This is a genomic window from Cohnella yongneupensis, assembly GCF_042655785.1.
GTDB lineage: Bacteria > Bacillota > Bacilli > Paenibacillales > Paenibacillaceae > Cohnella > Cohnella yongneupensis.
This window is the reverse complement of the sequence record NZ_JBHSNC010000010.1, coordinates 265,283-288,744: the sequence shown is the minus strand read 5'-3', so window position 1 is coordinate 288,744 and position 23,462 is coordinate 265,283. Positions and strand designations below refer to the sequence as shown.

The 23,462-nt window shown below is 55.1% G+C and carries 23 protein-coding genes; 21 read left to right on the top strand and 2 right to left on the bottom strand.

The window, feature by feature from the left end:
• Positions 1-12 precede the first annotated feature (12 nt).
• From ACFPQ4_RS04160 to ACFPQ4_RS04140, 5 genes are all read left to right on the top strand, one after another.
• Positions 13-270 carry a hypothetical protein gene (locus tag ACFPQ4_RS04160; RefSeq protein ID WP_378110543.1) on the top strand — a complete coding sequence of 86 codons (258 nt, stop codon included), beginning with the start codon at positions 13-15 and terminating at the stop codon, positions 268-270.
• Positions 271-586: 316 nt separating this feature from the next.
• Entirely contained in the window at positions 587-1,081 is a 495-nt protein-coding gene (gene infC / locus ACFPQ4_RS04155) for a translation initiation factor IF-3 (protein ID WP_378110539.1), read from the top strand.
• Between the two features lie 16 nt (positions 1,082-1,097).
• Positions 1,098-1,298: a 50S ribosomal protein L35 gene (rpmI, locus tag ACFPQ4_RS04150; RefSeq protein ID WP_378110495.1), complete on the top strand. Its 201-nt coding sequence runs from the start codon at positions 1,098-1,100 to the stop codon at positions 1,296-1,298.
• Positions 1,299-1,331: 33 nt separating this feature from the next.
• On the top strand, positions 1,332-1,691 hold the full coding sequence (gene rplT / locus ACFPQ4_RS04145) for a 50S ribosomal protein L20 (RefSeq protein ID WP_378110493.1): 360 nt from the start codon (positions 1,332-1,334) through the stop codon (positions 1,689-1,691).
• 218 nt (positions 1,692-1,909) lie between these two features.
• Positions 1,910-2,182 (top strand): hypothetical protein, encoded by a 273-nt coding sequence (locus tag ACFPQ4_RS04140; RefSeq protein WP_378110492.1) that lies wholly within the window; start codon positions 1,910-1,912, stop codon positions 2,180-2,182.
• A 79-nt stretch (positions 2,183-2,261) separates the two neighbouring features.
• Here ACFPQ4_RS04140 and ACFPQ4_RS04135 read toward each other — a convergent pair whose 3' ends face one another.
• Complete coding sequence (locus tag ACFPQ4_RS04135; protein WP_378110491.1) at positions 2,262-2,729, bottom strand: GNAT family N-acetyltransferase; 468 nt, start codon at positions 2,727-2,729, stop codon at positions 2,262-2,264.
• A gap of 525 nt (positions 2,730-3,254) precedes the next feature.
• Between ACFPQ4_RS04135 and ilvB the strand changes: the two genes are divergently transcribed.
• The 16 genes from ilvB to ACFPQ4_RS04055 all read left to right on the top strand — a co-directional run bounded on the left by ilvB (position 3,255) and on the right by ACFPQ4_RS04055 (position 20,990).
• The gene (gene ilvB / locus ACFPQ4_RS04130) at positions 3,255-5,000 is read left to right on the top strand and encodes a biosynthetic-type acetolactate synthase large subunit (protein WP_378110490.1); all 1,746 of its coding nucleotides are present in this window, start codon (positions 3,255-3,257) and stop codon (positions 4,998-5,000) included.
• Positions 4,997-5,482 (top strand): acetolactate synthase small subunit, encoded by a 486-nt coding sequence (ilvN, locus tag ACFPQ4_RS04125; RefSeq protein WP_378110489.1) that lies wholly within the window; start codon positions 4,997-4,999, stop codon positions 5,480-5,482. Before ilvB ends, ilvN begins: the two co-directional genes overlap by 4 nt.
• Positions 5,483-5,638: 156 nt before the next feature.
• Complete coding sequence (gene ilvC, locus ACFPQ4_RS04120) at positions 5,639-6,631, top strand: ketol-acid reductoisomerase (RefSeq protein ID WP_378110488.1); 993 nt, start codon at positions 5,639-5,641, stop codon at positions 6,629-6,631.
• Between the two features lie 157 nt (positions 6,632-6,788).
• Positions 6,789-8,339 carry a 2-isopropylmalate synthase gene (locus ACFPQ4_RS04115; RefSeq protein ID WP_378110487.1) on the top strand — a complete coding sequence of 517 codons (1,551 nt, stop codon included), beginning with the start codon at positions 6,789-6,791 and terminating at the stop codon, positions 8,337-8,339.
• Between the two features lie 22 nt (positions 8,340-8,361).
• Complete coding sequence (locus ACFPQ4_RS04110) at positions 8,362-9,558, top strand: aminotransferase-like domain-containing protein (RefSeq protein ID WP_378110486.1); 1,197 nt, start codon at positions 8,362-8,364, stop codon at positions 9,556-9,558.
• 198 nt (positions 9,559-9,756) lie between these two features.
• The gene (leuB, locus tag ACFPQ4_RS04105; RefSeq protein WP_378110485.1) at positions 9,757-10,836 is read left to right on the top strand and encodes a 3-isopropylmalate dehydrogenase; all 1,080 of its coding nucleotides are present in this window, start codon (positions 9,757-9,759) and stop codon (positions 10,834-10,836) included.
• 149 nt (positions 10,837-10,985) lie between these two features.
• A complete protein-coding gene (locus ACFPQ4_RS04100; RefSeq protein WP_378110483.1) occupies positions 10,986-11,534 on the top strand; it encodes a peroxiredoxin in 549 nt (182 codons plus the stop codon).
• Between the two features lie 130 nt (positions 11,535-11,664).
• On the top strand, positions 11,665-12,090 hold the full coding sequence (locus ACFPQ4_RS04095; protein ID WP_378110481.1) for a hypothetical protein: 426 nt from the start codon (positions 11,665-11,667) through the stop codon (positions 12,088-12,090).
• A 155-nt stretch (positions 12,091-12,245) separates the two neighbouring features.
• Positions 12,246-13,043, top strand: a complete 798-nt coding sequence (gene sigI, locus ACFPQ4_RS04090; protein WP_378110480.1) for an RNA polymerase sigma-I factor — start codon at positions 12,246-12,248, stop codon at positions 13,041-13,043.
• Complete coding sequence (locus ACFPQ4_RS04085) at positions 13,040-14,410, top strand: anti-sigma-I factor RsgI family protein (protein WP_378110479.1); 1,371 nt, start codon at positions 13,040-13,042, stop codon at positions 14,408-14,410. The genes sigI and ACFPQ4_RS04085 overlap by 4 nt, the downstream gene beginning before the upstream one ends.
• A 124-nt stretch (positions 14,411-14,534) precedes the next feature.
• Complete coding sequence (locus ACFPQ4_RS04080; protein ID WP_378110478.1) at positions 14,535-15,932, top strand: ATP-binding protein; 1,398 nt, start codon at positions 14,535-14,537, stop codon at positions 15,930-15,932.
• Positions 15,933-15,977: 45 nt separating this feature from the next.
• Complete coding sequence (locus ACFPQ4_RS04075) at positions 15,978-17,477, top strand: leucyl aminopeptidase (protein WP_378110477.1); 1,500 nt, start codon at positions 15,978-15,980, stop codon at positions 17,475-17,477.
• 59 nt (positions 17,478-17,536) lie between these two features.
• Complete coding sequence (locus ACFPQ4_RS04070) at positions 17,537-18,814, top strand: MFS transporter (RefSeq protein ID WP_378110476.1); 1,278 nt, start codon at positions 17,537-17,539, stop codon at positions 18,812-18,814.
• Between the two features lie 51 nt (positions 18,815-18,865).
• Positions 18,866-19,162, top strand: a complete 297-nt coding sequence (locus ACFPQ4_RS04065) for a HesB/YadR/YfhF family protein (RefSeq protein ID WP_378110475.1) — start codon at positions 18,866-18,868, stop codon at positions 19,160-19,162.
• 108 nt (positions 19,163-19,270) lie between these two features.
• Positions 19,271-20,233 carry an aldolase catalytic domain-containing protein gene (locus ACFPQ4_RS04060; protein WP_378110474.1) on the top strand — a complete coding sequence of 321 codons (963 nt, stop codon included), beginning with the start codon at positions 19,271-19,273 and terminating at the stop codon, positions 20,231-20,233.
• Positions 20,234-20,381: 148 nt separating this feature from the next.
• Positions 20,382-20,990 carry a hypothetical protein gene (locus tag ACFPQ4_RS04055; protein ID WP_378110473.1) on the top strand — a complete coding sequence of 203 codons (609 nt, stop codon included), beginning with the start codon at positions 20,382-20,384 and terminating at the stop codon, positions 20,988-20,990.
• Here ACFPQ4_RS04055 and ACFPQ4_RS04050 read toward each other — a convergent pair whose 3' ends face one another.
• Positions 20,991-23,462: an MMPL family transporter gene (locus ACFPQ4_RS04050; RefSeq protein ID WP_378110471.1), complete on the bottom strand. Its 2,472-nt coding sequence runs from the start codon at positions 23,460-23,462 to the stop codon at positions 20,991-20,993.

Sequence of the window (23,462 nt, the reverse complement as noted above, 5' to 3'; positions counted from 1 at the left end):
CTGTAAGGCATCGTGCTGCTGCTCGCGGCGGTTGCTTACTTTTTGCTGCAGCGCGCGATTCTCGTCCAGCATGGTTCCGATTCGCCGTTCGCGGAGGCGATGGGCAGGGATTTGAAAGGAAAGCTGTCCCCGGTGCTGTACCTGATCGCCATCGCGACCGCTTATTTGAGCACATGGGTATCGTGCGTGTTTTTCGCCTCGGTCGCCATTCTATGGTTCGTTCCGGATAAACGCATTGAACGGGCGATTAAAGGCAACGGAGGGCAATGACGTTTTCGAATGAATGGGCGTTGACATCGGGATGCCCACATGATATAGTATTCAAGTGTCTGATTTGTAAGGTACTATTCAGCACGCACAAGCAGAAGCGCCCGCTTCTCACCTGATCGGCATTGCTGACGGGTATGCGTAGCCACGATAACGGAGATTGCAGGAGCTACATGTTCCGGCGGCCCGTACACGTAGGACTAGGATGCGGGTCAATGCGACTCGTATTTTTTTTTGCATTTGAGCGAGGCGAAGTAAGTCTAACCTATGGGATGCACTTTCACTATGGAGGTGGAACACGATTAGCAAGGATCATCAAATCAACGAGGAAATCCGGGCGAAAGAAGTTCGGCTGGTCGGCGCAGAAGGCGAGCAGATCGGAATTAAACCATTCCGTGAAGCCATGCAGATGGCAATTGACGCGAATCTTGACCTGGTAAACGTCGCACCGCAGGCGAAACCGCCTGTATGTCGCATCATGGACTACGGCAAGTTCCGTTACGAGCAGCAGAAGAAGGAAAAAGAGGCCCGGAAGAATCAGAAAATCGTCGACCTCAAAGAAGTTTGGTTTCGTGCGAACATCGATGAGCACGATTATCAAACGAAATTTCGCAATGTAGTGAAATTTTTGAACGAAGGCGACAAGGTTAAATGTTCCGTGCGGTTCCGCGGTCGTGAAATCGCATTTGCCAAGCTTGGTCAGAAGATTTTGGAACGCGTTGCCAATGAAGTAACCGATATTTGCGTTATTGAACGCTTGCCGAAGCTGGAAGGCCGAAGCATGATCATGATATTGGCTCCGAAAAGCCACTGACAGGAGGATACAACTCATGCCTAAGATGAAAACGCACAGCAGCTTGAAAGACCGCTTCAAAATTACCGGTACAGGTAAAGTAAAGCGTCACAAAGCGTTCAGAAACCACTTGTTGTCCCACAAATCGGGACGTCAAAAACGCGTACTTGCTAACCAGCCTCTGATGGCTCAAGGCGACGTTCGCCGCATGCAACAACAACTCGCAAACCTGAAATAAACGTAAATAACGACTTCCGGGAGGTAATGAATCATGGCAAGAGTCAAAGGCGGATTCGTCACGCGCCGCCGTCGCAATAGAATGTTGAAACTGGCTAAAGGTTACTGGGGCGCCAAGCATCGCCTGTTCAAGAAAGCTAAAGAACAGGTAATGAAGTCCCTGATGTACGCATACCGCGACCGTCGTCAGACGAAGCGCAACTTCCGCAAATTGTGGATCGTGCGTATTAACGCGGCTGCTCGTCAAAACGGCCTTTCCTACAGCAAAATGATGCACGGCTTGAAATTGGCCGGTATCGAAGTTAACCGCAAGATGCTGGCTGATCTCGCAGTGAACGACATCAACGCGTTCAACTCGCTCGCCGGCGCGGCTAAATCGAAAATCAACGCGTAATCATTAGACAAGCTCTGGGTTCCCGGGGCTTGTTTTTTTGTTGATCTTATGAGGCAAACGCCCGCTAGAAGCCGCATCGCCCCAATTTCCCGAGACGGTACAGAGGTACAAGCCAAGCAAGTATACCTCCCATACGCTATTAGGAAACGGGGAAGGCAGCCATTCCGCAGTGCGGACGCCGAATCCTCGTCTGCTATTAAGGGAGGAGGGGTTCGGAGATGTCGCGTGTGACGCGCGCGCAAGCGCAAAAGTTAGTCGGCAGCAACGTGTATGCGGTTCGCAAAGACGGTTCGGTCGTCTCGGGCAAGCTGGTTCGCATCTCGGGCAACACGCTGTATTTGGCAAAGCCTAAGGGCAAGACAGTTAGCACGAAAGCGATTATTCCGCTCGTCTTGTTCGACTTGCTGGCTATCGGCACGGAGCCGTTCGGCTTCGGCGGCTTTGGTGGGTTCGGAGGCGGTTTCGGAGGCGGATTCGGCGGTTGGTGGTAACCTGACTACCGTAACGTTCATACAGAAAAACGTACTCGCCGAGCGGGCGGATGACCCGAGGCAAGTACGTTTTTTTTTTTCATAACGCCGAACTAAGCGAATCGTATTCGAGCGACTTATGCATATGAAACGCCTTTAACGCTTCGATATGTGAGATGACGTGGTAGCCTAAGCGCTCGTAGAATCGCACGCCGCGCGTGTTGCCTTCATCTACGAACAGATGCGAAACGGTACAGCCGCGCTTGCGTCCGTACTGTTCCGCCCGCCTCATCAATTCGGTGCCCCATTGCCGGTTCTGGTGCCTGGAATCGACGGCGAGCAGATCGACGAACAGCACGTTGCCGCGAATCTCCATGTGCACGAAGGCGAACGGCACGCTTTGCCGCGTGCGGGCCACAACAAGCGTAGGCCCTCTGCGCAGTCTTTTCTGTACTTCGAATCTTAACCGTCCATCCCTGGGATGTCGCCAAGGCGATATCGGAACAAGCTGAGTGCGCACAAGCTCGACGATCCCGCGGTCATCCCCTTGTCGTCTCCAACGGATCAAATGTAGCGCCTCCCCATGCGCAAGACGTACTGTAAGGTGCTGCAGCCTTTGATGATATAACGTATGAAGCGCGGAGGACGAAGGTAACGGCATTTGCGAACTTGCGTATTGACGAATGCCTTTCGGCGGCATATAATTAGTTTTAATTAATTGAACAACAAACAGCCGTGAAGAGGAAAAAGCGTTAGGGCTCTTATGCTCAGAGAGTATCGGAAATGCTGAGACCGATACCTTAATCCCTGAATGCGAAGTCTCCTCGGAGCTGTTCGCCTGAACCGCCTTTGCGCAGTAGGGTGAATCGGAGTAGCGCTCGTTATTGCGCCAAGTATGATAATCGGCGCCGCGTGCGTCCTACGGATCATACTTTCGAAGGTCGTCGCCGCGAGGCGTACGGCAAACTCGGGTGGTACCACGGAAGCTACAAGCCTTTCGTCCCAAGACAGCTATTGCTGGCGTCGGGATGGAAGGCTTTTTTATCGTGAATAGGCATTAAAACTGTTCACACTTTGAAGGGAGGAATTATGGATGAGCGCACAAAGTGCTACGCTGAAATCCAAGGAAGAATTGATCGCGAAATGGAGTAAGTCGGAAGTCATCTCCGGTTCGGAAATGCTTCTTCGCAGCTTGTTGTTGGAGGGCGCGGAATGCGTCTTCGGTTATCCGGGCGGAGCGGTTCTATACATCTATGACGCCATGCACGGCTTCACCGATTTCCAGCATTTGCTGACTCGCCATGAGCAAGGAGCAATCCATGCGGCGGACGGTTACGCGCGTTCCACCGGCAAAGTGGGCGTATGTATCGCGACTTCCGGTCCGGGAGCGACGAATCTCGTGACGGGGATAGCTACGGCTTATATGGACTCTGTTCCTCTCGTCGTTATTACCGGCAACGTGGCGAAGAGCTTTATAGGCTCCGATGCTTTCCAAGAGGCGGATATCGTCGGCATTACGATGCCGATCACGAAACATAGCTATTTGGTTAACGATGCGGCGGATCTACCGCGCATTATCCACGAGGCGTTCCACATCGCCAACACCGGCCGCAAAGGTCCCGTACTGATCGATATTCCTAAGGACGTATCGGCCCAGAAGACTTTGTTCGAGCCCGTCAACCAATTGAACCTCCGCGGCTATAACCCGACGGTTCAACCGAACAAGATGCAAGTGGAAAAAATGCTCAAAGCGATCGAGCAAGCGGAGCGTCCGGTCATCTTGGCCGGCGGCGGAGTTATCTACTCCGGCGCTCACGAAGAGCTGTATGAGTTCGTTACGAAGACGGGTATCCCGACGACGACGACTTTGCTCGGATTGGGCGGATTTCCTAGCGGTCACGAGCTTCATATGGGAATGCCGGGAATGCACGGTACGTATACGGCTAACCAAGCGATCCAGAACGCGGACTTGCTGATCAACATCGGCGCCCGGTTCGACGACCGCGTGACGATGAAGCTGCAAGGCTTCGCGCCGAAAGCGAAAGTCGTTCATATCGACATCGATCCGGCTGAAATCGGGAAAAACGTTCCGACCGAAATCCCGATCGTTGCGGATGTTAAAGCAGCATTGCAACTGGCTAATGCCGGCGCGAAACGCGCGGACAAAGCGGATGCGTGGCGCGCGCAGATCGGCGCATGGAAAATTTCCAAGCCGAACAAGTACAAAGATTCCGAAGTCGAGTTGAAGCCGCAATGGGTCGTATCGATGATTCACGAGACGACGAAGGGCGACGCAATCGTAACGACGGACGTAGGCCAGCATCAAATGTGGGCGGCGCAATATTATCCGTTCAATAAACCGCGCTCTTGGGTAACGTCGGGCGGACTCGGCACGATGGGCTTCGGCTTCCCGTCCGCGATCGGGGCCCAGATGGGCAACCCAGACCGTACCGTCGTATCGATCAACGGCGACGGCGGCATGCAGATGTGCGCTCAAGAACTCGCGATTTGCGCGATAAACAATATACCTGTCAAAGTCGCGATAATCAACAACCAAGTGTTGGGAATGGTTCGCCAATGGCAAGAGATCATCTATGACAATCGTTACAGTCATATCGATCTGGCCGGCAGCCCTGATTTCGTTAAGCTTGCCGAAGCGTACGGCGTTAAGGCGTTCCGCGCTTCCAATAAGGAAGAGGCACGCGCGGCTTGGCTAGAAGCATTGAAACATCCAGGTCCTGCGGTCGTCGAATTCGTCGTCCGCAAGCATGAGAACGTCTACCCGATGGTTACGCAAGGCTCGACTATCGGCGAGATGCTGATGGGGGATTCCGAATGAACCGCAAACATACGATCGCCATTCTCGTAAACGACCAGCCAGGCGTACTGCAACGGGTTTCAGGCCTATTCGGGCGCCGCGGCTTCAACATTGAGAGCATTACCGTCGGCGCGTCCGAGGAAGTCGGATTGTCCCGTATGGTCATCGTCACTACCGGCGATGACCATACGCTGGAGCAAGTTCAGAAGCAATTGTACAAGCTTATCGACGTAATCAAGGTTATCGACGTCAGCTCCAATCCGATGGTCGGACGCGAGCTCGGGCTGATCAAGGTCGGCGCGGAGCCAACGTCGCGGCCGGAAATTCTCGGTATCGTCGAGACGTTCCGCGCGGCGGTCGTAGATATCGGTCCGAGCAGCCTGATCGTCCAAGTCGTCGGCGACACGGAGAAGATCGACGCGATGATCGAATTGCTTAAGCCATACGGCATACGGGAGCTATCCCGCACCGGCGTGACGGCAATGGCGCGCGGCAGCCGTTAATTTTCAGCAACCGTAACACTTACAATCAGCCCCGCTCGGAGCGGGAGTTCGAGGGGTGAGCGCGATTAGCGCGATCCGCAGGCGTTCTCCCTTGGAACGCCCGCTTCGAGGGGTAAGTTAGAAATTATGCAAATATCCGAAGGAGGACACATTCCAATGGCAGTTAAGTTGTTTCATGAGAAAGATGCAGATCTCGGCGTTCTGAAAGGCAAAACAGTAGCAATTATCGGTTACGGCAGCCAAGGGCATGCCCAAGCGCAAAACTTGCGCGACAGCGGCCTCAACGTTATTATCGGTCTTCGTCAAGGTAAATCCGCCGACGCGGCTCGCAACGACGGCTTCGAAGTATTGTCCGTAGCGGACGCGACTCGCAAAGCGGACGTCGTTCAAATCCTTATGCCAGACGAGACGCAAGCTAGCGTCTATAAGAACGAGATAGAGCCTAACCTCAAAAAAGGCGCAGCGCTCATGTTCTCCCATGGTTTCAACATCCACTTCGGCCAAATCGTAGCTCCAGCGGACGCGGACGTTCTTCTCGTCGCTCCTAAATCCCCGGGCCACATGGTACGCCGTACTTATACGGAAGGCTTCGGCGTTCCGGGATTGATCGCTATCCACCAGAACGGCACGGGCAAAGCGTTCGAAATCGGTATGGCTTACGCTAAAGGCATCGGCTGTACGCGCGCGGGCGTTATCGAAACGTCGTTCCGCGAAGAAACCGAAACCGACCTGTTCGGCGAACAAGCCGTACTTTGTGGCGGCGCTAGCGCCCTCGTTAAAGCGGGCTTCGAGACGCTCGTTGAAGCCGGCTATGCTCCTGAAATGGCTTACTTCGAGTGCTTGCACGAACTTAAGCTGATCGTCGACATGATGTACGAAGGCGGCCTTGCTTCCATGCGTTCTTCGATCTCCAACACGGCTGAATACGGCGACTACGTTACCGGACCTCGCATCGTGACGGACGAGACGAAAAAAGCGATGAAAGCGGTCCTGACGGACATCCAACAAGGTAAATTCGCTCGCGACTTCATCCTCGAGAACCAATCGGGACGCGCGTTCTTGACGGCTACCCGCCGCAACGAAGCCGAGCACCCGATCGAAGTCGTAGGCTCCCAGCTTCGCGGCATGATGCATTGGATCAAGAAGTAATTCGAATTTAATAGCATGTGAATCGTTATGAAAAAACCCCGGATCCGGGGTTTTTTCGTAAAGTGCATCGAATATGTGCTCATGTCGGATAACGACAATATGCTATAATCGGACTATAGTTGAACATTTGCTTCAGGAGGTGCAGGATCACTCTACCATGCGAAAAATATACATTTTTGACACGACGTTGAGGGACGGCGAGCAGTCGCCGGGCGTTAACCTGAACACGCAGGAAAAGGTCGAAATCGCTCTTCAATTGGAAAGACTCGGCGTCGATCGGATCGAAGCCGGTTTCCCTGCGGCATCGCCAGGGGACTTGGCGGCCGTAGACGCAGTAGCTCGCGCGGTGAAGAACGCGACGGTCATCGGACTCGCCCGCTCGCGGGAACAAGATATCGATGCGGTTCGCGAAGCGGTGAAGGCGGCTAAAGACCCTGGCATTCATCTCTTCCTCGCGACTTCCCCGATCCATCGCAAGCATAAGCTGCGCATGGAGAAGGAACAGGTGCTCGAGACGGCGGATCGCATGATCCGTTACGCGAAGCAATATTTCGATAAAGTCGAATTTTCTCCGGAAGACGCAGGCCGCACGGAGCTGGACTTCCTGTGCGAAGTAACGGAGATGGCCATTAGAGCAGGCGCGACCGTCGTGAACATCCCGGATACGGTCGGCTATTTGACGCCATATGAATACGGCAATATTTTCAAAACCTTGAAAGAAAAAGTGCCGGGAATCGAGAAAATCCAGCTGTCCGCGCACTGCCACGACGACCTTGGCATGGCGACGGCGAACGCGCTCGCAGCCATTCTGAACGGTGCCGATCAGATCGAAGGAACGATCAACGGCATCGGGGAACGCGCCGGCAATACCGCGATCGAAGAAGTCGCGTTGACGCTTCAGACGAGAGCCGAGTTCTTCCAAGCGAAGACGTCGCTTAATTTGAAGGAAATCGCCAGAACGAGCCGTCTCGTCAGCAAGCTGACGGGCATGGTAGTGCCGGGCAACAAAGCGATCGTCGGCGCGAACGCGTTCGCGCATGAATCGGGTATCCATCAGGACGGCATGCTTAAAGAGAAGACGACTTACGAGATCATCTCCCCGGACACGATCGGACTGAAGGACAGCAAGCTCGTTCTCGGCAAGCATTCCGGCCGCCACGCGTTCCGCGAGAAGTTGATCGATCTCGGCTACGACAACTTGTCGGAGGAGCAGCTTAACGCCGCGTTCGGCAAGTTCAAGGACTTGGCCGACCGGAAGAAGAACGTCAGCGACGAAGACATCCGCGCCTTGCTCGAAGAGAAAATCATCGAGACGCCGGAAGTGTTCTCGTTGCAGCAGCTCGTCGTCACGTTCGATAGCCATGCGACTCCGTCCGCGACCGTGAAGCTGAAAACCGCAGGAGGCGTGCTGGAGAAACACTCCGAAGGCAACGGCTCCGTCGACGCGATCTATCAAGCGATCGATGCGCTTACCGGCGAGACCGTCGAGCTCGACGACTACACGATCAAATCCGTTACCGACGGCACCGACGCCTTGGGCGAAGTGCACGTCGTGCTTAAACAAGGCGATTCGTCCGCGCATGGACGCGGCGTAAGCACGGATATTCTAGAAGCCAGCGCCCGCGCGTACGTCGACGCCTTGAACCGCCTGCTCGACAAGCGCAACGCGCCGACCCGCAGCCGTCGCGACAACGTTACATTGATCTAAGAATCGAAATGGGGAAGCATCGATGAAGTATCAATTTTCCGCTAGATTAGGCACTTTCTCCTCTTCGGCCGTACGCGAAATTTTGAAGCTTACGCAGAAGAAGTCGATTATCTCGTTCGCCGGCGGATTGCCTGCGGAGGAGCACTTTCCCGTCGCGGCGATCGGCGAAGCGTTTCAGCGGGTGCTTGCAGCGGGCAACAAAGCGCTGCAATACGGCCTGACCGAAGGCTACTTGCCGCTGCGCGAGTCGATCTGTAAGTGGGTCGGGACGAAGGGCGTAAACGTTACGCCCGACGATATGCTGATTACGACCGGCTCGCAGCAGGCGATCGATCTCCTTACCCGGATCTACATCGACCAAGGAGACGTGATCCTCGTCGAGCGTCCGACCTACTTGTCGGCGCTGCAGGTGTTCCGCTCTTATGGCGCGACGTTGGTGTCGGTTGATACCGACAAAGACGGCATGGACTTGGACGATCTCGCGGCGAAGCTCAAGCAGTATAAGCCGAAGATGGTATACGTCATTCCTACGTTCTCGAACCCGACGGGCAACGCTTGGAGTCTCGAGCGTCGTCTGGGCGTGCTCAAGCAATGCCGCGAAAGCGATACGCTTATTCTCGAGGACGATCCGTACGGAGAGCTTAAGTTCGGCGACGCTTCGGTGACGTATCCGTCGCTGTTCTCGTTGGATCAGCACCCGAACGGCTCTTGCGTCGTCTACACGAGCACGTTCTCCAAGACGGTGGCGCCTGCGCTGCGCACCGGATGGGTAATGGGCGATCCGGAAATTATCCGGCACATGGCTCGCGCCAAGCAAGCGGCGGACTTGCATTCCAGCTCGCTGGACCAGCAGACGCTGCATCAACTGATGGAGCATTTCGATTTGGCCGCGCATATCGAGTTCGTCCGCAAGGAGTACGAGAAACGCATGCGTCAAATGGCGGACTTGCTTCAAGAGCAAGCATGGCCGGGCGTTACGTGGAACGAGCCGAAGGGCGGCATGTTCTTCTGGCTCGAAGTGCCCGAATCGGTCAATACGTCCGACTTGCTCAAGACGGCGGTCGATCTCGGCGTCGCGTTCGTTCCGGGCGTAACGTTCTTTGCGGAAGAGTCGAAGTTCAACAACATGCGCCTTAACTTCACGCATAACGATGCTGAGGGCACCGTTAGAGGGATGGAGCGGTTGTCTCAAGCGATGGCGAGCGTACTCGTTCGTTAAGGCCATAGCGAAGCGGTTGTTCGCGGGGCGAAGAGCTCCGGGGACGACCGCTTTATTTTTTAAGTCAAGCCGCCGTATGATAGTTACAACCTATAGAAACCATAGTTATTATCTATTTTGCCTCTTGCTCGGAATGTACTACAATTGATAAATAGTCTCATTGAACGACCATACCCTACTTTGGAGTGAATAATAATTATGACGGAAGTTAAAAAAATCGCAGTCATCGCCGGAGACGGTATCGGTCCCGAAGTCGTTGGCGAAGCCATTAAAGTAATGAAGCGCACGGAAGAGCTGTTCGGCTACCGGTTCGAGTTCGAGCACGGCTTGTTCGGCGGCATCGCCATTGACGAAAGAGGTACACCGTTGCCGCAAGACACGCTCGACATGTGCCGCAACTCCGATGCCGTATTGCTCGGCGCCGTAGGCGGACCGAAATGGGATAACAATCCGAAGGAGCTTCGTCCGGAAACCGGCTTGCTCGGCATCCGCAAAGCGCTTGGACTCTTCTCCAATATTCGTCCGGCCGTCGTATTCGATTGCCTGAAGGACGCATCGACGTTGAAGCCTGAAGTTCTAGAAGGCACTGACCTGATCGTCGTGCGCGAGCTGACCGGCGGTATCTACTTCGGCGAGAAGTTCCGTCGCGAAGGCGAGAACGGCCTAGAAGCAGTCGACACTTGCGTATACAACGTGACCGAGATCGAGCGCATCGTTCGTCAAGCGTTCGAAGTGGCTCAGAAGCGCAGCAAGCGACTCGCTTCCGTCGACAAAGCTAACGTACTCGAGACGTCCCGCCTGTGGCGCGAGACGGTAAACCGCATCGCTCCGGAATACGCGGACGTAGAAGTCGAGCACGTGCTCGTAGACAACTGCGCGATGCAATTGCTTCGCCGTCCGTCCAGCTTCGACGTTATCGTCACCGAGAACATGTTCGGCGATATTTTGAGCGACGAAGCAGCGATGCTGACCGGTTCGATTGGCATGTTATCCTCCGCATCGCTCGGCGAAGGCAGCTTCGGGCTGTACGAGCCGGTTCACGGTTCCGCGCCGGATATCGCCGGACAAGGCATCGCTAACCCGATCGCGACGATTTTGTCCGTTGCGCTCATGTTCCGTCTGACGCTTGGCTACGAAGAAGCGGCTAACGTTATCGAACAAGCGGTTAAGCAAGTGCTTGACGCCGGTCACCGCACGGGAGATATCGCCGTTGACAAGAGCAAAGCGATCGGTACGACCGCGATGGGCGATTTGATCGTGAATGCGATGGTTCGCTAATTCGCCACTGATTTAGAGTTATTATAAAAAAGGAACGATTATCATATTGACTGGGCTTGTCCGCAATGGTACGATTCTTTAAGTGTTCGACACACATACACACATAGAGAGTACCGGCGGACAAGCCGGTCCGATAGGAGGAAATATCGATGGCAGAACGTTTGGTAGGTCGCCCTGCGCCGGATTTCACGATGGAGACGGCTCTTGGTAACGGTCAAGAATTCGGAACGGCTTCTTTGTCCGATTATCGCGGTAAATGGTTGGTGCTGTTCTTCTATCCGCTGGACTTCACGTTCGTATGTCCGACGGAAATTACGGCTCTGTCCGATGCTGCGGAAGTATTCAGCGGACTGAATACGGAAGTTCTCGGCGTCAGCGTAGACAGCAAGCATAGCCACCGCGCGTGGATTAATACAGCTCGCAACGACAACGGCCTCGGCCAGTTGAACTTCCCGCTTGCATCTGATCTTACGAAGAAAGTCGCTAGCGACTATGGCGTATTGATCGAAGAAGAAGGAATCGCATTGCGCGGCTTGTTCATCATCAGCCCTGAAGGCGAATTGAAATACCAAGTCGTTAATCATAACGACATCGGCCGCAGCGTAGAAGAAACGCTTCGCGTTCTTCAAGCGCTTCAATCCGGCGGCTTGTGCCCAATGAACTGGAAAGCCGGCGACAAGAACCTCGTAGCGAAATAAGTCGAAACCGGCCCGCATTCTCCTCGGAAGATTTCTTCCGGGGAGTTTGTTTTCTTTGAGGCAGGAATTGTGCTCGTATGTATAGAATAAAGTGAGGAAATCAGGTTTCCGTATTTCGGAGGTGAAGGCGATGAGCTTCTGCTGCGGTGCGAGTATGATTGGAACGAAAGGTACGTTGAAGCATTACCGGACGAGAATCCATAATGTTCCGATCTTGTTGTGTCCGGTCTGCCATCGGATAGAAGTCCATTATCTGGTGGAGAACGAATATGAAATATTGGCCGAGTACGCGCATGGAGACGGAGCCTCCGAAGTCGACTTTCATGATTACGTCGACGAATCCGACAAAGATTTGAACGAGAACTGCGTCAACAACGAGGACGAAGATCCGATTCTTCTCGTTCAGAACCAGATCGACATGTCGTTGGATTTGCTCTCCTTCGCCAAGGAGATTGACGACGGCGAGTGGGTGCAACAGCTGAAGAAGCGGCTCATCGTGTTGAGCCAGCGGCGTCATAAGCTACGCTTGAAGCGTACGCCGGGAGGCGCGCTTTAACGGAGCGGGCTGCCGAACCGATAACGATAACCGCAAGGGCTGAGCGTTTAAGCGGACTTATTCCGTTTAATGCCAGCTCTTTTTTGTTTCTTTTAGGAAGGTACCCCCTTAAAATAAAGATGTTGTCCGAATTTATATGATCGTGGGGTGAGCTGGTGCTGCTCGTACTTTGGAAAAAATGGTTCAACGCATCGGTCATGTCAGCCCGCGAACCTTCGGACGTACAGTCGCCCGAAGCGATCGTGGAACGTATCCGCAATGGGGAAACGGCGCTGCGCAATGAACTGATCGTTCGCTATCATCCATATATTATTAAGATCACGAGTCGTTTTTACCGCCGATATATCGATCCGCAGCGGGATGACGCCTTTAGCATTGCGCTCTCCGCGTTCGACGAAGCGATTACTCGCTTCGAACCGGAGAACGGCAGGCTGTTTTTGGGCTTCGCGGAAACGGTTATACGAAGGCGGCTCATCGATTATGTACGGCAAGAGAGCAGACATAATGGGGTCGTTCCGTACAGCGCGTTCGACGAGGAATCGGGCGAAGCGCCGATGAACCGGATCGAAGTCAGTCAAGCGATGGACGCTTACGAGCGCACTCGCACCTCGGACGAACGCAAGCTGGAAATCGAAGCGCTGACGGAGGAACTAGCGATATACGGCATCACTTTCTCCGATTTAGTCCGATTATCGCCAAGCCATCAAGACTCGAGGGAGGCGTTGCTTAGGCTCGGGAGCGCTTTGTCCCGGGACGCAGGCCTGGTTCGTTATTTGAAGGAAAAGCGACAGCTGCCTATTAAGGAGCTGTGTTTGGCGGAATCCGTGTCGCGCAAGACGATCGAACGCCATCGCAAATACGTCATCGCGGTATCTCTCATCGCGAGCGGAACGTACCCGTATTTGCAGCATTACATAGGGTTATACGAAAGCCGAAAGGAGGAAGCGCAATGAACCGCGGAACGATAATGGCATTGGAAAACAAGACGGCTGTCGTGCTTACGCCTGGTGGCGAGTTCGTTCGGGTTCGCAGGTTGCCCGGGTTCGAGATAGGAGCGGAAGTCGCTTATGCTTTGCAGCGTAATACCGTTAAGCTACGGCGGTTGTTGCAATCGGGCATTAGCGCGGCGGTGTTGCTAATCCTCTTCTTCGGCATTTGGCTGATGCGTCCCCCTGAAGTCGTCGCCTACGTGACGATGGACATCAATCCGAGCGTCGAGATCGGGTTGGACAAGAAGATGAACGTTCGCTTGCTTCGCGCGGTGAATTCGGATGCCGAAGCGATCATAGCGCACGTGAAATACAAAGGACGGGATTTGGAATCCGTCATGCAGGATTTGGCGGACAACTTGGTCGCAACGAATATTTTGACGCTCCCGGATAGAGAAATCGTCATCGCTAGCGTTCCGCTCGGATCGATTGCCGATGACTGGGTAGCGCAAGCGTCCGAGAAGGTGAAGTCTGCGCTAAGCGAAGCGGCCATGCGGAATGATCCGACAACGGGCGAACAGCTCGACGTGACTACGATATCCGTGCCGCAGGACATTCGCCAAGCCGCGAACGAGCAAGGCGTGTCATCCGGCAAGATGGCGTTCTGGCTGGCGGCGGAAAGCCAAGGTCACGACGTTTCCATCGAATCGTTGAAAAAACAATCGCTTAAGAAGATTGCCGCGGAATGGGGCGGCGTAAGCAAAGTGCTCGGCGGGGAAGACGATCATAGGGCGGACAAGGACGCTTGGGAGAAGTTGCTCAGCGAGGCGAGAGCTAAGAAGAAGCTTCCTTCCGCAGGCGGACCGAAAGCTTCCAAGGAACCCGGGGCGTCGCCGAAGCCGAGTGACGATGCGAAGCATTCGGGCAACGATAAAAGCGACGACAAAGGCAAGGACGACAAAGGCAAGGACGATAAAGGCAAGGACGACAAAGGCAAAGATGACAAAGGCAAGGACGACAAAGGCAAGAATGACGACAAAGGCAAGAATGACGACAAAGGAAAGTCCGACGAGAAAGGAAAGTCAGACGATAACTCCACAAGTAACGGTAAAAGAGACAATGTCGATAACCGCAATAAGGACGAGCGCAACGACGACGATAATGGGCAAAACGACGATAAGCGCCAAGAAGATCGTAACGACAACAAAGGCGGTAAACACCAAGACGGCGTTAAGCAAGTTGTCAACGGTTCGGGAAAAGACAACAACAAGCACAATTCAAAGGACGATAGCGACAAAGACGAGCGCGATCGAGGGGACGACCGGGGAAGCAATTCCAGCAATGACGGGGAGGGAGGCAATCATTCGGACGACGATCGTCGCGGACGTTAACGTATCGACATATCCTTACAGTTATCGACAACTTCTCTCGTTGACAGTTTTGCTAAACAATGTCTATGATAAATGTGATTTTTGTCTGTAGACGATGCGACTGTCGAGAAGGAGGTCGAACGGAATGGATAGGTGGAGAACGCTTTATTTGCCGATTCTAGCCGAATTCGTCCGTAATGGCGGTGAAGCTGCACGCGCCGACATCGACGCTCTTAGACAGGCTCTACAGGATATCCCCGCGGATGCGATCATGGATCACCATGAGGAGAGCGTAAAGTTTCTTCTTTCGTACACGGACCTAGAAGACCGGATGACGTTCGTTCACCGGTCTCTTTTGTTTATCACCGAATTGTTAATCGCGCTTCGTCTGCCCGAGAGCGCGGCCGCAAGCGAAGAGCCGCTCCCGGACGTGAACACGGAGCGATTGCTCATGACGGCTGCTATGAACGCGGTGCCGATCGAAGAAGAACGGCCTAACAAATTCGAAACGGTACTTCAACACATGGATAGCGGAGTCGCTTTATTCGATAACGCCGGCAACCTTCGATTCCTTAACGTTCCGATGTCGCGCATGCTTCAAGCCCCGCGCAAAACGCTGATTGGATGCACGTTATACCAGCTTTTTTTCCACTCGCATCTTAAGAAACCGATCCGAAGAAGCTTCGTGCGGATGTATAGGGAAATGGTGCTATACCGGAGGTTTCAAGGGGAGTTCCAAGACGCGAGCGGCAGATTTCTCCTCGTGACGATTTCTTTGATCGACGAATTGGACGGGGATTACTTGGTCAGCGTGAAGGACGTCTCCGAATACAAGCAAATCGAGCAGACGGCATTCCAGAACGACAAGCTGGCTATGCTAGGCAAGATCGCAGCGGCGATCGCCCACGAAATACGCAACCCGCTAACTTCGATTCGAGGGTTTATCCAGCTCCTCAATCCTTTCCTTATCGAGATCGGGAAGCAAGAATACGGGCGAATTATCATTTCCGAAATCGACCGGGCGAACGACATCATTTACGAGTTTCTGAACTCCTCGAAGCCATCGGCCCCGATGAAGCAGGCGGTGCTCGTCGGGCTCCTTCTGAAGGAGACGATCCTGCTCTCCGAGAGCGAAGCTCATATGAAGGGCTGCGAGCTGCAGTGCGAGGTGTTCGATCCTTACTTAATGATCGCCATCGACGTGAAGCAAGTAAAGCAAGTATTCCTGAACATGCTGAAAAACGCGATGGATGCGATTTCGGAAGTCGGCAACCGCCGCAAAGGCCGTATCGACATAACCGCTCGGCGAGAAGGCGCCTATGCCGTCATTTCGTTCCGGGATAATGGAAAAGGCATGGAGAGGTCGACGCTTGCGCGCTTGTTCGATCCTTTTTTCACGACGAAGGAAGCCGGTACCGGATTAGGACTATCGGTCAGCTATCGGATCATCACGAACCACGGCGGCATGATCCACGTGGAAAGCCAGGTGAACGAAGGAACGGAATTTTTAATCTATTTGCCTTGCACCGAGGGGAAAGAGTAGAATCTGTGTAGGTATTCGAATCTTCGCAAGGTGGTAACGATAGAGATGTTATGGACAGATTGGGATATAACGTGGCGGATCGTCGGGACGAAGGACAACGATGGCGAACGCGCGGATATAAGGGTACGGTTCGAGGACGCATCGTTTCTAGGACGCGGAGAAGTGTTGTTTCATCCGCTCTTGGACGATGCTCTTCGTGATTTATACGGGCGGGAAGCTTTTCAAGGCAAGCCGGGAGAAGCCGTATCGATGCCTACGTTAGGCTATTTGCCGCAGCCTTATTTGCTCGTCGCGGGATGCGAACGCGCGCCGATGTCGACTAAAGCGCTGCGGGGAGCGGCGGGAACGGTAGGTAATAAACTGCTCGGTCTCCGGGTCCGCAGCGCCGACATTGTCGTTCCGGCAGGACAGCCGGCATCGTCGGCTGCCGCGTTCATGGAAGGGCTGCTGCTCGGTTTATACCGGAGAGACAGTCTTGCCGCGGGTGGCCGGGAGCAGGCCGTGCTTACCCGCTTGACCTTCCTATTGGAAGAAGGCGCGGATGCGGACGCTTGGCAGGAAGGCTTGCAGCTAGGTTATCGCACGGCGAACGCCGTCTGCTACGCGCGAGAGCTGACGAACGTGCCGAGTAACCGGCTTACGCCGGAGCTGCTCGCCCGCGAAGCCCGCTCGCTCGCGGATCGATACGGCTTCGATTGCAAGATTTACGACGAGCGGACGGCCGCGGCCGAAGGCATGGGCGGGCTGCTTGCGGTAGGAATGGGGAGCGCGAACCCGCCTCGCATGATCGTGCTTAACTATCGCGGCAATCCGGGGAGCGATCAGACGCTCGGTCTCATCGGCAAAGGAATAACGTTCGATACCGGCGGCATATCCTTGAAAAAGCCCGAAGGCATGGAGGAGATGATCTCCGACATGGGCGGCTCGGCGGCGGTGCTGGGCGCTATGAGGGCAATCGGCGAGCTGAAGCCGCGAGCGAACGTCGTCATGGTCGTTCCGGCGGCGGAGAACATGCCCTCGGGCAGCGCGTTCAAGCCGGGCGACGTACTTACGACATACAGCGGGCAGACGGTCGAAGTGCTTAATACGGACGCGGAAGGCCGAATCGTGCTCGCCGACGGACTAACGACGGCGATACGCCATGGCGCGACGAAGCTGATCGACGTCGCGACGTTGACGGGAGCGGTCATGCACGCGCTCGGCGATCTGACGACCGGAGCGTTCACGAACGAACAGTCGTTTATGGCTAACGTGATTCATGCTTCGAGCCATGCGGGTGAATACGTCTGGCAATTGCCCATGCATCCCGAATACGACAGATTGCTCAAGAGCGACGTAGCCGACGTGAAAAACCACGGGGGAGCATGGGCGGGCGCGATCGCGGGTGCCTTGTTCGTCCGGCATTTCTCGGAAGGCAAGCCTTGGATCCATTTGGACATCGGGGGAACCGCTTGGATGTGGTCCGATCGCGGGTTCGAGAGCAAGGGCGGCACCGGCGTCATCGTTCGGACGCTCGTGGAGTACGTTCGCATGATCGCGATCTGACACGCGGGTGGATGATAAGCTCGGCATACGCATTGAGCTTCACCATGGGGGAACCGGTCATGAAGCATTGGTTTGGCGGTTTGCGGCGCACGCTGGCGACTCGCCGCGACGAAACGGAAAACAGGCGGGGCTTGCGGATCTCTTTGATCGAAGGCATTCCCGCCAACATTATCGCGAATTTGTTAGGCGGTCCTCTGCAGACTGTCTATTTGACGTATTTGGGCTTCACGGCGTTCCATATCGGCATCGTCATGGCGATACCCTACTTCGCACTGCTCGTGCAAGTATTCATCGCTTTCGCCATGCAGCGGTGGCATAACCGGCGATTGTATCTCACTCTGTTCGGAACCGTCCATCGGACGCTTTGGATCGCGACGGGACTTATCCCGCTAACGTTCTCGGAGGACGCCTGGATTCCCGTGTATATTGCGCTTTGGCTAATGTCGATGATATCGGGTCAAGCAGGCGGGGTTATATGGACGTCACTCATGGCCGATGTCGTGCCCGCGCAGATCAGAGGCAAATATTTCGGCATTCGCAACACGATCCATTGGTTCGTCGTATGCGCGACGTTACTATTGGGCGGACAATTGATGGAGTGGCTGCCGGGCACGCGCGGGTTTACCGTGTTGTTCGCGGTAAGCGCCGCCTGCGTCGTCTGGAACGGCTGGTCTTTGGCTCGCTATCCGAACCCCCCGTTCCAGCCGTCGGAGAGCGGACGCTCGCTCAGGATGCTGTCGAAGCCGTTCGCGGATCGGCGCTTCCTGATGGCGACCGTATTCATATCCGCCTTCATTTTGCTGCAAAATATCGTCGTCCCTCTATTCTCGTACGTCATGTTAGAGGTTATCGATTTAAGCACCAGCAAAGTCACGATCATAACGATGCTGCAAAACGTCGTAATGATGATCAGCTACTACTATTGGGGCGTGCTCAATAGCCGTTTCGCCACGAATACGCTGCTCATCTGGACGTTCCCGCTGATCGCGGCCTCCTGCGCGCTCTGGTTCGGAATGGCCGTCATGCCGGCGATGCTTACGCTTATTATCGTTCATGCGGTGCTCGGATTCGGCTTGGCGGGGTACAATCTGCTCGTATTCAACTTCTTGATCGGAGATTCGCCGACGTCGGAGCGGCCGATCTATATCGCGGTATTTTCCGCGCTAACCGGCATGGCGGGGTTTATCGGACCGATGCTAGGCGGATGGCTGTACGAACTTGCGGATAGCGGACCCGATTGGTTGCAAGGCTACGGCATTACCGCATTGGCGGGCACGGGCATGCTGGCGCTCTCGCTCGGCTTCGCGCCGGTCGTATTTAAGCGCCGGGAAGCTTAGCTTTACGTTCCATTATTTTCCGAAAGGCTGTACAATGTAAGGGTATTCATTATGGGCGATGGGGTGATGGAAGTGGAATTGGTCGTAACGCCTTCCGCGCTGTCCTGCATCAAGAACGAATGGGGTTTCGGGGACGGCGAAATGATTCGCGTGTTCGTCAGGTACGTAAGCGGAGCGGAAGTTCCTTTTGCATTCGGCATTACGAGAGACACCCCGCTTGACGCGGCAGTAACGACGGTCGCAGAACCGTTGACGTTTTACATGGAAAGCAAGGACGTATGGTTTTTGGATGGCAAAAGCCTGAAAATCGACCGACTGGGCGAAAACATCATTTTTATAATGACATAACTCGCTATTGGCATATTGAGGTAGTAAACGATACCGGTTTGTTGTAAACTAATAATCATTATTCCAGAAACCGCACAGGCCAGTGGAGACAAAGGAGATTTTACGGAAATGAGCGTACAAAGCAAGACAAGCCATTGCAAAATCGTGGACTGCACGGTCCGCGACGGAGGACTCGTCAATAATTGGGATTTCAGCGTCGAATTCGTTCAGGATCTGTATGAATCCTTGAACGCCGCTGGCGTCGAGTACATGGAAATCGGCTACAAAAACTCTCCGAAGCTGCTTAAGAGCGAAGGAAAAGAAGGTCCTTGGCGTTTTCTGGACGACGCGTTCCTGCGCGATATTATCCAGAAGAAGAACACGAAGCTGTCGGCGCTCGTCGACGTAGGCCGGGTAGACGAAGCGGACGTGCTTCCACGCAGCGACTCGATGCTCGACTTGATCCGCGTCGCGACTTACGCGCGCGATACGGCTAAAGCGATCGAGCTGGCCACGCTGTTCCATGAACGCGGCTACGAGACGACGATCAACATCATGGCGCTATCGAACGTCATGGACAACGAGCTTAACGAATCGCTCGCGATGATTAACGACAGCCCGATCGACGTCGTCTACATCGTGGACTCTTTCGGCAGCTTGGATCCGGACGATTTCACTTATTTGGTCGAGAAGTTCCGTCGCTCCTTGAAGAACAAACGTCTAGGCGTCCATACGCACAACAATATGCAACTCGCGTTCGCGAACACGATGGCTGCGGCCAAACTCGGCGTAGAGCTGCTCGACGCATCGGTGTACGGAATGGGCCGCGCCGCCGGCAACACGCCGACCGAGCTATTGCTCGCCAAGATCACGCGTCCGGAATACAGCCTCCGTCCGGTTCTCGGCATGATCGAGAAGCATATGCTCAAGCTGCGCGAGAAGGAAGAGTGGGGCTACCTCATTCCGGACATGATTACCGGCATGCTGGACGAGCATCCGCGCTCGGCGATGGGCTGGCGCGCTTCGGAGAAGCGTGATCTGTTCACCGACTTCTACGACAAGATGACGACGCCGGAAGTGTATAACAAGTAAGCGATAGCGTTTAGCCAGGCAGACGAATTTGCTGCCTGGCTTTTTTGCGTTCTAGGCTATCGTTATCGGAAAGCGGTCGGTCTCTCGACAAAAACCGCGGATTCGGCTATTGTGATGTCAAAAGCTGGAGATAGAAAGGGGACCGGACATGAACGACATGCCAAGCGTGAAAGTAATCGCAATGCTCCAAGGACGGCAAAGCCTACCGGCGCTAACGCCGCAGTACGTATGGCATCCGGGCTTAGCGCAAGACATTGCGGCGCTATCCGAGGAAGAGCTGGCGGGCAACCATCCGGACGGCAAGCTGTCGGCGCCGGCTTGGAAAGCGGCGCTGCATCTGTGGAACGATGATCTGGAAGCGGCTCACGAGCTCGTTCAGGAGCTGCATTCGGCAACCGGTTCGGCGCTTCACGGTATCGTGCATCGAAGAGAAGGGGACTACGACAACGCTAAATACTGGTTTATGCGTTCCGGGGATCATCCTGCCTATCACGGGTTGCAGGCTCGGGCGGCAACGTTGCTCGAAAAAGAACCATCGTCGTCCGGTACGATCGGTCAAGCGCTGAACGCCATTCGCCATCAAGGAAGCTGGAACCCATCGTTGTTCGCGAACACGATCGAAATTCACGAGACGAGGACAAACGGGGACGATTCGGCTTTAAGATCGTTGCTCGAGCGCTTGCAACAGCAGGAGCTGGAAGCGATGCTTCGATTCATCGGCGGCAGAGTCGCCGGCGGTCAGGACGAGCCGTTGTAACTACCGCTTGCGAAACGGCCACCGATTGCGTTCGCCGACGAGGAAGGTTATGGCCGGCACGACTAGGGACATGAACAGCGTCGCATACAGCAGCAGGCCGATCATCGTGCCTACTCCGATCTGGATAAGCGTATCGACGCCGGAGAAGCCGAGCGCGCCGAACGTGCCTGCCATGATAGCGGCTGCAGAGATAATAATTCCACCGGTCGACGTCATAGCTTTCGTCATCGCTTCCTTGCTGTTTCCGTACCGATACTCTTCTCGGTAACGCGCCATGAGGAAGATGCTGTAGTCGACTCCGAGCGCGACGATAACCATAAAGATGAAGAAGGACGCCGTCCAAGACAACCCGTCGAATCCAAGCATCTTCACGTACAGAAATTCCAGCAGCCCCATCGTAATCAAGTAATTGAAGACGAGCGCGGCTAGCACGTACAACGGCCCGATGATCGATCGCAGCAGCAGCATAAGCACGATGGCGATCCCAACGAGTACGAGCGCGCCTGTTCTTAAGAAATCTCGATAAGAAATTTCGCGCAGCTCGTTATATTTGGCCGATGCTCCGGAAGCGAAAACTTGCGGGTCCGTAATAACGGATTCATCCAGGCTTTTTCGTAGCGCAGCGGTCAGCGTATCGACGCTGTCCATCGTCTCGGTAGAGAAAGGATTCGTCTTCATAATAATATCGATTTTCGTAGTACGGCCGTCCGGAGACATGTAAAATCGCAATATTTGCTGCATGCCGGCTTTGATCGGATCCGTCTCGACGCTTGGTGCCTGCGTGCTGCCGTTCCCTTGCTCCAATAAGTCTTTTAAGTCCGCGATTCCTTCCGAAGCTTGAAGCTGTTCCGTGAAGAACGGCATCAGCGCGTCGATGATCGGCCGAATAGAAGGCAAGATGCCGACCAAGCCTTGGCTGATCGGAACCGCGCGAAGCGCGATCGCCTCGAGTCCTCGCAATAGCGCTTGTTGTCTCGCGGAACCGGCTTTATTCTCTTCGGCGGATGTCTGCCCTTGCGGAGCGCCGCCGGCTTGTCCGACTTTCAGCTTCTCCCCGAGCGGACGAGTCGCGCTGCGCACTTCTCGTACCCCTTTGACATGCGCGAGATCGGAGCTGGCTTGCTCCAGCGCGGCGAAGGCGGAAGGCGTGCGCAACGATTCCGAAGACGTGACGACCATCGTGAGCGGGAACACCTCCCCGGCTCCGAAAGCGCGCTCCGTCTGATGGAAACCGACGACGGAGCCTAGCGACGGGCTGATCTCCGATATATCGTCGAAAGACCGCTTGCCCTGGAAAAGAAACGTTATCGGCGTTAGCAACAGAATGGCCGAAAGCATCACGAGCACGGACCGTTTAGACGCGATTGCGGCCGCGGACGCCCACAGCTTGGAATGGCCGTGCGGCGAGGCGTTGCCTTTACCCGGCCAGAGCGGCCAGAACAGCGCTTTGCCGAGCAATAGAATGAGGGCAGGCGCGAGCGTCATGCCCGCGAGAAGCGTTACGAGCAAGCCGATCGCGACGCCGGCGCCGGATTTGTACAGTCCGAATTGGGCAAAGCCGATCAAGAAGAACGCCGCGAATACGGTGCTGGTGGCATAGAGGATCGTCGGACCGACGCCGCGAAGCGTTCTACGCATCGCGGCGACCGGCTCGCCGTCGACGCCGAGTTCTTCGCGGTACCGACCGATCATAAGGATGCAATAGTCCGTTCCCGCGCCGAACAGGACGGCGATCAAGAATGATTCGGTAAAGCTGGTCACCGGAAGGCCGAAGCTTGCAGCCCATGCGGTTATCCCTCTGGAGATGACCAGGCTGACCCCGATCGTCAGGAGAGGGACGATCGGGGCGACGGGCGAACGGAAGACGATCAGCAGAATGACGAGCACGAGTCCGATCGTTACGCTTTCCGTTCGCTTTAAGCCTTCGCGGGAAGACTCCTGGAAATCTTGCGAGATGGCGGCGCTGCCGGTCAATTCGACTTCGGCGCCTTCGGGTGCCCCGGCAAGGAGTCGCTTCAGCCGGGCAAGCGTCTCTCTGGTCGCGTCGTCGAAGTCGGACCGCGGCAAATAGACGATCGCAAGCATCGTCGTCTTATCTGTGCTCAGGAAGCGTCCGGCGAGCTCGGGCTGGGTATTGGCGTCCAGCAGGCCGGTTATGCCCAGCTCGTCCTTGCGCGCTTCCACCGCTGCGAGCGTCCGGTTCATCCATGCGCGATCCCCGGCGTTCAATCCGCCGCCGCGCGAGAGCACGATGACGGCGCTCGTCCGGGACTTGGCGTCGGGGTTTATTTCTTGAAGCAGCTTTAGGGCTTGCGCCGACTCGGCTTGCTTAGGGATGAACGTCTGTTCGGTATGGCGAACGACGTCGGACAAGCTAGGCAAAGCAAGCGCCGAGACGACGGTAATCGCGATCCAGGCAGCGAGCGTCGTCCACCTCAGCCGCGCGGTCCAGCTGCTCCATCGGTTCATCAT